Genomic DNA, 12,056 nt, shown 5'->3' with positions numbered 1-12,056 from the left:
TAACTCGTCTTAGCTCAGATTAAAGACCAGTCAATAATGCAATTGCGACTTGCTTCATAATGGTTTCCGCAACCAACAATGCCAAAATCGCAAAAATTGGCGACAAGTCAATCATCCCCATATTTGGAAGAATACGGCGGAATGGTGCAAGTAGCGGTTCCGCCAGCTCTTGAACCACTTCAATATAAGGCGAACGTGACTGACTAAACATCACGACCCAACTCAAAATAATCGATGCAAAAATTAAGTAACGACAGAAACGGATTAAATCCTGAATCATGGTCACAAAGGTCATAATGATCAAATGGAATGGACTATTCACCGCCACTCCAGACAAATACATCAAACCAAACATTTTTAACAAATACAGAATCACCACCAACACCAAAGCTGCAGTATTCACTCGACCTTTGGCCAAAGTTGGGAAAATTCGGCTAAAGATATCGACAATTTTTGTTGCTTTTGCTGTTGCCAAAACCACAGGGTTATATGGACTCACGGCAGCAAGCTGCATTAAAAAACGGAAAAATACGAGCAAAATTGCAACGTTAATAATGATTCCAAAAATTTGAGCAGAGCCCATACTTGAACTTTCCTAAATCAAATCGAATTATTTGGTGCTTTCGCTTAACTCTTGTGCCAACTCTTGGCTACGCTTTTGCGCTGCGGCTAAAGCAGCCTGAATATTTTGTGAAATTTGAGCACGATCAAACACTTCAATCGCGGCTTGTGTTGTACCGTTTGGAGAGGTTACATTTTTACGTAACTCCGCAGGACTATTGGCACTGGTAATTGCCATTTGTGCGGCACCTAATGCAGTTTGCAAGGTTAGCGCTGTAGCTACCTTTTCATCCAAGCCCATGTTTTTACCTGCACGGATCATACTTTCCATCATATAGAAAAAGTATGCAGGACCTGAGCCAGAAACTGCTGTTACCGCATCAATTTGCGCTTCTGAGTTTACCCAAAGTGTTAAACCCGTTGAAGCCAAAACTTGACTTGCAAGATCACGATCTTCAGCTGAAACCGCTTCACCTGCATATAAGCCATGCGCACCGGTTTGAACTAAAGCCGGTGTATTTGGCATGACACGAACAATACGCTCTGTGCCTAATAGTTTTGAAATCGTTGCAATTTCTGCACCTGCAACAATTGAAATCACCAACTTCCCTTCTAGCAAACCTTGTAATGGTGCCAAAACTTTTGCCAACACCTGAGGTTTAACCGCAAAAAGAACAATGTCAGCATCTCGAATTGCCGCAACATTATCATCGGTCACATGCAAATCTTTTTCAGCCAAAAGCTCACGTACTTTTTCTACGGGATCTGAAACTGTAATACGTGTAGTCGGGACACCACGTGCAATTAGGCCACCAATTAAAGCCTGTGCCATGTTGCCGCCACCAATGAAACTGATATTACAATTTAGAATTGCGCTCATGATTGAAGATCCGATATTGCAGATTTAGCGTTAAGAGATAATGTTGGTTGCCAGCCAGCTTGAGTACAAAATTCAGACTGCGCCAACCAAAAGCCCTGAGGCGTAAAGACGCCTAGCATAACATTATCTCGGCTTAATATTTGAATAGTATGACGTCGCCATGGAAAAATTTGCGCCTGCTGAATGGCTTTTTTCAACGGCCAACTTCCGACACGGCCATATAAATGAATTTTTTCACCGCCAAGGCGTGGGCGAATCTGCAGTTGCTGCCCCAATAATTCAGGTGATAAACCAACCTTTGAGGGTTGAATCACAAAATGGCCGGCAGGCAACTTGAGGCACTGACCTGCAACACAAGTTACAACCTCAACCTCTTGAATGGGTTCAGTTGGCAGATATTCCGCTTTGGCAATCCGATGAAGTTGCTGTTGAAAGCGCAGATAGTAAAATCCATTCCAGTGTAATGCCGCTTGCGAGTCTTCGCGTGAGCCAATCACTTCTGAAACTAAACGCTGTACCATTTCAAAACTTGGACGATATTGCCCCTCACCTTTCATCCAGTGCGATAACAACTGACGCTGACGTGCCAGACTGAGCTGTTGTAAAGCCGCCAAAGATAACACTTGCGATGAACCACAAGCCGCTAAATCTTGTTGCAACACCTCAAGTAAAATTTCATCAGCATCTTGCATCAAATAACTGGTTCGACTCAGAGCTTGCTGCATTTTAGGAAAACGCTCACTGAGTAGTGGCCACAAAATTTCACGACTCCACGCACGGTCATAGTCGGTATCAAAATTGGTGAGGTCTTGAATATTTTGCACATGTAGCTGTGCTGCCCATTGGCAAATTTGCTCACGTGAAAGATCTAATAGCGGACGCCATAAAGTAAAATCTTCACGTACATCGAATTTTTTCATCGCAGCAAGGCCATGGACACCCGCACCTGAAAGTAGCCGCAACATCAGTGTCTCGGCTTGATCTTGCTGATGATGCGCGAGTACCAATATTTCATCTGCTTGTAAATGTTGGGCAAAAGCTTGATAGCGGGCTGAGCGGGCTTGATTTTCAAGATTACCTTGCGCAACCTGAACTTTTTGTATAATGAATGGAAGATTCAGTGCTGAACACTGAGCGCGTACAAACTCGCCCCAAGCATGACTACACGCTTGTAGTTGGTGATCAATATATATCACCCGTATTTTTTCAGGGCACAAAAACGACATAAGATGCAGCAGCAACATGGAATCCATGCCACCACTACATCCTATTAAAAATCGGCTTTGTTCAGGCAGCGCCTGAATTTGACTTAAGCAGTCAGCCCTAAATTGTCGCTGCCAAACTTCATTAAACGCTGATAACGCGCTTCGCATCGTTCGTTTGCATCCATTGGTTGTAGTTCTTCTAGAGCTTGCTTCAAGACCACTTTCAAATCCTGCATGACTTTTTCAGGGTTTAAATGTGCGCCTTCCGCTTCGTCCACCACGTATTCTACAATGCCCATCTTCTGCAATTTATCCGCCGTCAATGCCAATGCTTCACTTGCTTGCTCTGCTTTTTCTGCAGTTTTCCACAAAATAGATGCACAGCCTTCCGGTGAAATTACTGAATAAATACTGTGAGATAACATAATCACACGGTCAGCTACGCCAATACCCAGCGCACCACCCGAACCACCTTCACCCAATACCGTTGCCACTACAGGCACTTTAAGTGAAGAAAGCTGAGCCAAACTGGTTGCAATCGCTTCAGCTTGACCACGTTCTTCTGCACCCACGCCTGGGTACGCACCCATGGTATCAATAAAGGTAAAGACAGGCAGATTAAAACGCTCCGCCATATCTAATAAACGCTGTGCTTTACGGTAACCTTCTGGGTTACTCATACCAAAATTATGCTGTAATTTTTCACGTGTACTACGACCACGGTGCTGACCTACGATCATCACAGGCTGACCATCTAAACGAGCCAAACCACCAATCATCGCGCCGTCATCACCAAATAGGCGGTCACCGTGCAAAGCATCGAACTCTGTAAAAATTTCGCCAACATAATCCAAAAACTGCGGACGTTCAGGATGACGTGCGATCTGAACCGTAGTCCAGGCTTTAGATTGAGCTGCTTTATTTTTCATAGGTCGATCATTATCCCTAACTTAACTGGTCTGTTAATTGATAAATTGTTCCGACTGGATATTCAGTTCAATATCCCAATGCTTAAATTGCACTTGCTCATCATGCAAGTCTGCAACCAACAAAGGCCACTGTTTGGCATCACCAGAAACACTAAGTTGCCATTGTTGCGCATTGTCCACGCTTAATTCAATGGCAGGAAGCATCTCATCGCTGCGACTATGATTTAATAAAACTGCTAAACGAAGCAATAGACATAAGTAAACAAGTTTGTTACCACCGACTTTCATCACATCGACACGTGCATCACTGCGCAACTTACGACGATGATGCGCCACTAAATGTGACAAATGGTTTTGATCAATTTGCGAGAAACCCGGAATATCCGAATGTTGCAACAAATAGGCACCATGACGATGGTAACCACTATGACTAATCGCTAAACCAATTTCATGCAGATATGCCGCACGACGCAGTAAATCACTGTCATCACTGGTCAAATTCAGTGCGGTCGCCACACCATTAAACAGTTGTTGCGCGGTATTGACTACACGCTCAGCTTGTTTCACATCTGCGTTGTAGCGACCCATCAACGCATGTACAGAACGATCTCGAACATCTTCATGTTGGAAACGACCCAAGAGGTCATACATCACGCCTTCACGTAATGCGCCATCCGAATAGACCAATTTATCGATATTCAGCACATCAAAGACGGCATATAAAATGGCAATACCGGCTGGCAAAACTGCTCGACGGTCTTCTTTTAGACCATCAAATTCCATTTCATTGACATGCTTATATTTAAGCAATTTATCTTTGAGTTTAAATAGACCGTCACGTGTCAGTTCTTCCTGATCGTTACTCCAGCCCATATTGACACAAATCTGACGACACGCTTTGATCGTACCGCTTGAACCGACAACAGTATCCCAGCCCGCAGCTTTATAAGTGTTAGCAATACCTGCAATTTCCTTGCGAGCAGCATTTACCGCTTTATCAAAACTTTTCAGGTTAATTTCACCATCGGCAAAAAACGCTTTGGTAAAAGCGACACAGCCCATTTGCACGGATTCAGTATGAATCGGTTCAAACTCTTCACCAATAATCAGCTCTGTAGAACCCCCACCAATATCAATCACTAGACGACGACCACTGTTTGCCATGGTATGTGAAACTCCCAAATAAATGAGACGGGCTTCTTCACGACCAGCAATGATTTCAATCGGCTTGGGTAAAATTTCAGCGGCTTTTTGAATAAATTCATGACCATTTTTTGCTTGGCGCAAGGCATTGGTCGCCACAATACGTAAACGGTTGGCTTGGACAGGATTTAAACGCCCTACAAAACGTGCTAGGCAGGCTAATCCTCGTTGCTGTGCGGCTTCGGTCAAATTTTTATTTTCGTCTAGACCTGCGGCAAGCTGTACTTTTTCTGACATTGATGCAACTTTTTTCACTTCACCATGGTCTACACGTGCGATAGCCAAGTGGAAGCTGTTCGATCCCATATCGATAGCAGCAAGTAATTCTTCATCAATCAAAAAATCAGACATTATTCAAAAAAACCTGTTCAGAATTGTGCTTAGATTAATTCACATACATGCAATTTAAAAGCCATTTATGAGCAGTTCGAACGGAACTTATCGTTTTTTTATCTGAAGCAATGATAGTCATACACGATCATCGGCATCGTGATCATCCATTAGACAAACTGACCATTCAGGTCGAAAATTTACATAACCCCCTACATTGTTATAGTTGGCTATGTAATACTTATAAGCATAGAGTCAACTTAAAAATTAAATCCGGAGCAAAATCCATGTCTGGCAATATCGTAAATACAACTGATGAAAACTTCCAAGCCGATGTACTAGAGTCTGATACTCCTGTACTTGTAGATTTCTGGGCAGGTTGGTGTGCTCCTTGTAAAGCCATTGCACCTGTACTTGAAGTACTTTCAACTGAGTTTGAAGGCAAAGTTAAAATCGTTAAAGTAGACGTAACTTCTTGCGAACAAACAGCTGTAAACTACAACATCCGTAACATTCCTGCATTATTAATGTTTAAAAACGGCGAAGTTGTAGCAACCCAAGTCGGTGCAGCACCAAAATCTAAATTGACAGCTTTCATCGAAGAAAACATCTAATATTTTTCCGATAAAAACACTCGAAAATACGCTGTTTTACACAGCGTATTTTTTTGGTTGATAAATTGACAAATGCTGTGTTCTCTCTTATATTGTTTACTCAAGAAATTAAGGATCTCAAATCCTGTCATTTTCTTACAACACAACACATAAAATGCCGCTCGGCAACAGAATTGTTTTTCACATCTCTCTTCATATAACGAATCAGATCTCTGAATTGTTTTGTGCAAACCAATTGCTATCGTTTCTTGCATGATCGCGGCACATTTGTTGCTCCCTTTTCCAACCTGTACCTCAGAATTTTAGATTCTATCTGACCACCTATGAACTTAACCGAACTCAAGAAAAAACCGATTGGCGAACTCATCAAGATTGCCGAGTTTATGGGCCTCGAAGGAATGGCTCGTAACCGTAAGCAAGATATTATTTTCGCCATCTTAAAGCGCCACGCAATGAACGGCGAAGAGATTTTTGGTGATGGCGTTCTAGAAATTCTGTCGGACGGCTTTGGTTTCTTACGCTCTGCAGCGGGTTCTTACCTAGCCGGCCCTGACGATATCTATGTGAGCCCATCACAAATCCGTCGCTTTAACCTTCGTACTGGTGACACCATTACAGGTACGATTCGTCCCCCTAAAGAAGGCGAACGTTACTTTGCATTATTAAAAGTTAATCAAATTAACTACGACACACCCGAAAACTCACGTAATAAGATTCTTTTCGAAAACTTAACACCTTTATTTCCAACCGAACAATTGGTAATGGAATTAGGTAATGGTACAACAGAAGACTTAACTGCGCGTGTCGTTGACTTGGTTGCTCCGATTGGTAAAGGTCAACGTTCAATTATCGTTGCACCGCCAAAAGCGGGTAAAACCATGTTGTTACAAAACATCGCTCAGTCGATTGTTCGTAACAATCCTGAATGTTTCTTGATTGTCCTTCTGATTGACGAACGTCCTGAAGAAGTAACAGAAATGGAACGTACTGTTCGTGGTGAAGTGGTTGCTTCAACATTCGATGAATCACCAGCTCGTCACGTACAAGTTGCAGAGATGGTGATTGAAAAAGCGAAACGTCTTGTAGAACACAAAAAAGATGTAGTGATTTTGCTTGACTCAATTACTCGTTTAGCCCGTGCTTACAACACCGTGATTCCGTCATCTGGTAAAGTTCTTACTGGTGGTGTGGATGCCCATGCTTTAGAACGTCCAAAACGTTTCTTCGGTGCAGCACGTAATATCGAAGAAGGTGGTTCACTGACAATTATCTCAACTGCGTTGATTGAAACTGGTAGTAAGATGGATGAAGTGATCTACGAAGAATTCAAAGGTACAGGTAACCAAGAAATTACCCTAGACCGTCGTATTGCTGAAAAACGCGTGTTCCCTGCGATGAACATCAAAAAATCAGGTACACGTCGTGAAGAGCGTTTGATGTCTGAAGATAACCTACGTAAAGTTTGGATTTTACGTAAATTGCTTCATACACAAGACGAACTTGCAGCGATGGAATTCTTGCTTGATCGCATGAAAGAAACCAAAACCAATGATGATTTCTTCGATCAAATGAAACGTAAAGCATCCAACTAAGTTGAATGTTTGACTGAAAAGGCCATCTATAACGATGGCCTTTTTATTTGGTTGACTTTAGTTACACAAAGAAACATTTAATAGATCTCCATGTAAACTTATTTTCAAGTTGATGATTATAAAAAATATATGTTAAAAAACCCTATTCTTTTTAGTAGTTTATTTGCTATTTCGCCAATATAAAACTTTCTCTTAATTGTTATTTTCTGTTAAAAAATGGCCGTTTTTCACCTATTTTTAACGGTTTTTTCAAAGTCACTAGTAGCATTTCAAAATACTCAGTGATAGCATACACGCAGACCAGTTAGACTGCTCTATGCATTTTTAATACCTATTCAAATTAGGCATAATAAAAGCACACAACAGACTAACGCAGGTTATTTTTTAATCTCATATTTTAGAGAGTGATGCCATGTTATTCAAAAAAATCGCTATTGCTGCTGCAGTTGCTACTACTTTAGCTTTCGTTGGTTGTGCTAAAAAAACTGAAGAAGCTGCTCCTGCTGCTGCATCTGAAGCTGCTGCTTCTGAAGTAGTTGCTGCGTCTGACGCTGCTGCTGTTGAAGCTTCTGCTGCTGCATCTGAAGCTACTGCTGCTGCTTCTGAAGCTACTGCTGCTGCATCTGAAGCTACTGCTGCTGCTTCTGAAGCTCAATAATCTAACCGATTATTCAGCACAAAAAGAGAGCCCTATGGCTCTCTTTTTTATTGCCTCAAACTTTAAACCCTAGTTCATAAAAAGAGCTAAAATTCAAAATACTAAGCCTATGCTTATTGAAAAATAAAAACTGACAATTTAGCTAAAGGAAAGCCACAATCAACCTCTACGACAACTCAACTCAAGTATATCGTCTCACTTTAAAACGAATATTCTTCAACATGAATTGTGCGATAGATGATGAGCACTGCGCCTCCTAAATCAAAGAAAAAAAAGCAGATCAATTGATCTGCTCATTTCCAACACGTTGACGGAATTTTTGTCCCGCACGGAAGGTCACTACACGACGGGCAGAAATCGGAATTTCTTCACCCGTTTTCGGGTTACGGCCTGGGCGTTGACGTTTATCACGCAACTCGAAGTTACCGAAACCTGAGAGTTTAACTTGTTCCCCAGAGATTAGCGCTTGGCTAATCTCATCGAAGAATAACTCGACCATTTGTTTTGCTTCACGACGGTTTAAACTCGTGAGCTCACTTAAATGATCAGCCATTTCTGCTTTTGTTAATGCTGTCATGAAGCCCTCAATGTCGCCTGGTAAGTGTTTTCCAACACCTGAAGTATGTTATCCATACCGGTTTTGATTTCAGCATCTTCTAATGTACGTGTTGGATGTTGCCATTGAATTGCAAATGCCAATGAGCGCTTGCCTTCTTCGACACCTTGACCAGTGTACACATCGAATAACCAAACTGCGTCTAAAAGCTCACCGCCTGTTTTTTCGATAAGTTGCTGAATTTCACTAACATTAATCTTATCACTAATTAAAAGCGCAATATCACGTCGAACCGACGGAAAACGTGATAATTCTGTAAAATTAGATACATAAGTTTGCAAAACAGCCGATTGATCTAATTCAGCGACCCAAGTAGTCGCCAAATCCAACTCATCTTCTAAAGAAGGGTGTAAACGACCGAAGTAACCAATTGATTGACCATTGACTAAGATTTCAGCAGATTGACCTGGATGCAACCACGTACGCTCTGAACGTACATATTCAACATTTAAACGTGCAGAATTTAAAATCTCTTCTACATCGCCTTTAAAGTCAAAGAAATCCATTGGCTGTGCTTTACCATGCCAAGATTCAGTCGTACGCGAACCTGTTGCAACCAGTGCAAATGTTGGGATCTGTTTAAGATCATGAATGCTGTTCGCACCTTGATAATCAAAACGTAGACCAAGCTCATAGAAACGCACACGGTTTTGTTGACGGTTCACGTTGTATTGCACACATGGGATCAAACTTGATAATAAGGTTGAACGCATCACTGCAAGGTCGCTAGAAATCGGGTTTGCAAGCGCTAGTGGTTGAACCTGTGGATTCAATTGTTTCTCTAGTTTCGCATCTGCAAAGCTAAAGCTAATCGCTTCTTGATAACCCAAAGCCACTGCAGTTTGACGTAACTGAACCAATTCAAATTGGTCTTGGTATTTCGCTAGTTTGACATCAATCACCGGCAAGCTAATTTGAATATTGTCGTAACCGTGAATACGTGCTACTTCTTCGATGAGGTCTTGATAAATCGCCATGTCAAAACGATGTGATGGTGGTAAAACAGTCCACTCACCTTCTGCTTTCACAGTGACATTGCAACCCAAACGCGTTAAAGCATCGGTAATAAATGCGGATTCAACTTTATAACCAAGCAGTTGATCGACTTGCGCTTGGTTCAGTTCAATGGCTTCACGTTTTGGTAATAGCTCTACTTTTTCAGCAACAGTAATTGGACCAAACTCACCACCAGCTAAATCAGCGATAAGTTGAGAAGCACGGTGCATTGCCGTCATCGGCAATTCAAAGTCTACACCGCGTTCATAACGCTGAGATGCATCAGTATGCAAACCAAAACTACGTGCACGACCTGCGATATAGAGTTGATCAAAGAACGCCGACTCAAGGAAAATTTCAGTGGTATCATCAGAAACCGCTGAACTTAGGCCACCCATGATTCCTGCAATCGCCAAAGCTTTTTGATCATCCGCAATCACCATCACGTTTTCAGATAATTCAACTTCTTGTTCATTCAACAACGTTAATTTTTCTGCTGCTGTTGCTTGGCGTACACGAACAGAACCTTCAACTTTACCGCCATCGAATGCATGTAAAGGTTGACCCAATTCCATTAAAACGTAGTTGGTAATATCGACCAAAATACTGTGCTGACGAATGCCTGCACGAGCTAATGCACGCTCCATCCACTCAGGAGTTGGTGCTTTGGTATTGACGTTTTTGATCACTCGACCTAAATAGCGTGGGCAACCATCAGTTTCAACAACAATTTTCTTCTCATCAGTAATTGTTGCAGCAACTTCTGTAATCACTGGTGCAGTCACAGGGAGTTGGTTAATCACACCAATTTCACGTGCAATACCACGAATACTGAAGCAGTCACCACGGTTTGGCGTGATGCTGATATCAATCACATTGTCATCAAGATCTAAATATTCACGCACATTTACACCAACAGGTGCATCGGCAGGAAGCTCTAATAGACCGTCGATTTTGTCTTCAAGATCAATTTCAGACGCACCGCACAGCATGCCTTGCGATTCAACACCACGAAGCTTGCCTTTTTTGATTTTGAAATCGCCCGGAAGTACTGCACCAATGGTTGCTACAGGAGCTTTCATGCCTACACGTACGTTTGGAGCACCACAAACGATTTGTAACGGCTCGCCTGAACCGATGTTTACAGTAGTGACACGTAAACGGTCAGCATCGGGATGTTGAACCACTGTTAAAACTTCACCGACTACTACACCAGTAAATGGTTTTGCAGCAGGAGATAAATCATCAACTTCTAAACCTAACATGGTCAGTTGGTCAGAAAGTGTATCGCTATCAATGGCTGGGTTAACCCATGTACGCAACCAATTTTCGCTAATTTTCATTGTATAAAAACCTATTAATTCTAAATTTCTAATCCCCTCTAGCGCCCCTTTAAAGAAAGAGGACGAACCCTAAGTCATGATGGACACCCCCTCTCCTTTTAGGAGAGGTTAGGGAGAGGTATAAAACTGTTTAAGCAAATTGGCGTAAGAAACGCACATCATTTTGGTAGAACATACGTAGGTCATTAATGCCATAACGCAACATGGCAAAACGCTCTACACCTAAACCGAAGGCGAAGCCTTTGTATTTTTCTGGGTCGATGCCAGCGGCTTGTAAAACGTTTGGATGCACCATACCGCAGCCCAAAACTTCCAACCATTTACCACGTTCATCCATGATATCCACTTCCGCACTTGGCTCTGTGAATGGGAAATAAGATGGACGGAAACGTACTTTCAAATCTTTTTCAAAGAATTCATTTAGCAAGTTCACCAACAAACCTTTAAGTTCTGCAAAGCTAGTGTTTTCAGCCACATACAAACCTTCGATTTGATGGAACATTGGAGAATGCGTTTGGTCCGAGTCACAGCGATAAACACGACCAGGACACACAATACGGATTGGTGGCTGACTCGTTTCCATGGTACGAATTTGCACGCCTGAGGTGTGCGTACGAAGTAAATGATTCGCATCAAAATAGAAAGTGTCGTGCATCGCACGTGCAGGGTGATGACCCGGAATGTTCAATGCTTCAAAGTTGTGATAATCATCTTCAACTTCAGGACCAGTTGCAACGGTAAAACCAGCTTTGGTAAAGAATTGGCAAATACGTTCTTGAACTTGAGTCACAGGGTGAATACTACCCACCGTTTGACCACGGCCGGGTAAAGTAATATCAATCGTTTCGCTAGCAAGCTTTTGTTCTAATGCAGCTTTTTGTAATTCAGCTTGACGAGCAGTCAGTGCGCCAGTAATCGATTCACGAACGGCATGAATTTGAGCACCAAAAACTTTACGTTCTTCTGGGTCCATTTTACCGAGCGACTTCGATTGTTCCGCGAGCTGGCTTTTCTTCCCTGTAAATTGCACTCGCACTTGGTCGAGTGTAGCAAGGTCCTCTGCTGCTGCAATCGCAGCGAGCGCTTCAGTGGTCAGGGCTTCCAGTGACATAGTAACTCTCAAAGCAAC

General features: G+C 42.3%; 11 protein-coding genes. 3 read left to right on the top strand and 8 right to left on the bottom strand.

Going from position 1 to position 12,056, the window contains the following annotated elements; genetic code table 11:
- Positions 1-19: 19 nt before the first annotated feature.
- The 5 genes from FTU65_RS09790 to ppx are packed head-to-tail and all read right to left on the bottom strand — an operon-like array spanning position 20 to position 5,129.
- Entirely contained in the window at positions 20-583 is a 564-nt protein-coding gene (locus FTU65_RS09790; protein ID WP_078189567.1) for a YggT family protein, read from the bottom strand.
- Between the two features lie 27 nt (positions 584-610).
- Positions 611-1,441 carry a pyrroline-5-carboxylate reductase gene (gene proC / locus FTU65_RS09785; RefSeq protein WP_168378486.1) on the bottom strand — a complete coding sequence of 277 codons (831 nt, stop codon included), beginning with the start codon at positions 1,439-1,441 and terminating at the stop codon, positions 611-613.
- Positions 1,438-2,814, bottom strand: a complete 1,377-nt coding sequence (gene tilS / locus FTU65_RS09780; RefSeq protein WP_180065859.1) for a tRNA lysidine(34) synthetase TilS — start codon at positions 2,812-2,814, stop codon at positions 1,438-1,440. Before tilS ends, proC begins: the two co-directional genes overlap by 4 nt.
- A complete protein-coding gene (locus FTU65_RS09775; RefSeq protein ID WP_078189570.1) occupies positions 2,751-3,575 on the bottom strand; it encodes an acetyl-CoA carboxylase carboxyltransferase subunit alpha in 825 nt (274 codons plus the stop codon). The genes tilS and FTU65_RS09775 overlap by 64 nt, the downstream gene beginning before the upstream one ends.
- A 33-nt stretch (positions 3,576-3,608) precedes the next feature.
- Complete coding sequence (gene ppx / locus FTU65_RS09770; protein WP_078189571.1) at positions 3,609-5,129, bottom strand: exopolyphosphatase; 1,521 nt, start codon at positions 5,127-5,129, stop codon at positions 3,609-3,611.
- A 266-nt stretch (positions 5,130-5,395) separates the two neighbouring features.
- On the opposite strand from ppx, the gene trxA reads away from it, so the two are divergent.
- The 3 genes from trxA to FTU65_RS09755 all read left to right on the top strand — a co-directional run bounded on the left by trxA (position 5,396) and on the right by FTU65_RS09755 (position 7,972).
- Positions 5,396-5,722, top strand: coding sequence for a thioredoxin (trxA, locus tag FTU65_RS09765; RefSeq protein ID WP_078192629.1), 327 nt, complete (start codon positions 5,396-5,398; stop codon positions 5,720-5,722).
- Between the two features lie 323 nt (positions 5,723-6,045).
- The gene (rho, locus tag FTU65_RS09760) at positions 6,046-7,314 is read left to right on the top strand and encodes a transcription termination factor Rho (RefSeq protein WP_067731074.1); all 1,269 of its coding nucleotides are present in this window, start codon (positions 6,046-6,048) and stop codon (positions 7,312-7,314) included.
- Positions 7,315-7,726: 412 nt separating this feature from the next.
- Complete coding sequence (locus tag FTU65_RS09755; protein ID WP_078192631.1) at positions 7,727-7,972, top strand: hypothetical protein; 246 nt, start codon at positions 7,727-7,729, stop codon at positions 7,970-7,972.
- A gap of 280 nt (positions 7,973-8,252) precedes the next feature.
- On the opposite strand, the gene FTU65_RS09750 is transcribed toward FTU65_RS09755, so the two are convergent.
- The 3 genes from FTU65_RS09750 to pheS form a co-directional block, all read right to left on the bottom strand.
- Positions 8,253-8,549, bottom strand: coding sequence for an integration host factor subunit alpha (locus FTU65_RS09750; RefSeq protein ID WP_004783565.1), 297 nt, complete (start codon positions 8,547-8,549; stop codon positions 8,253-8,255).
- On the bottom strand, positions 8,546-10,927 hold the full coding sequence (gene pheT / locus FTU65_RS09745) for a phenylalanine--tRNA ligase subunit beta (RefSeq protein ID WP_180011785.1): 2,382 nt from the start codon (positions 10,925-10,927) through the stop codon (positions 8,546-8,548). Before pheT ends, FTU65_RS09750 begins: the two co-directional genes overlap by 4 nt.
- Before the next feature lie 130 nt (positions 10,928-11,057).
- Positions 11,058-12,038, bottom strand: coding sequence for a phenylalanine--tRNA ligase subunit alpha (gene pheS / locus FTU65_RS09740; RefSeq protein WP_078189575.1), 981 nt, complete (start codon positions 12,036-12,038; stop codon positions 11,058-11,060).
- Positions 12,039-12,056: the final 18 nt, after the last annotated feature.

Source organism: Acinetobacter sp. YH12129 (assembly GCF_013418685.1).
GTDB classification, from domain to species: Bacteria; Pseudomonadota; Gammaproteobacteria; order Pseudomonadales; family Moraxellaceae; genus Acinetobacter; species Acinetobacter amyesii.
Note: the sequence above shows the minus strand (reverse complement) of the source record. Positions and strands in the feature narration are given on the sequence as shown.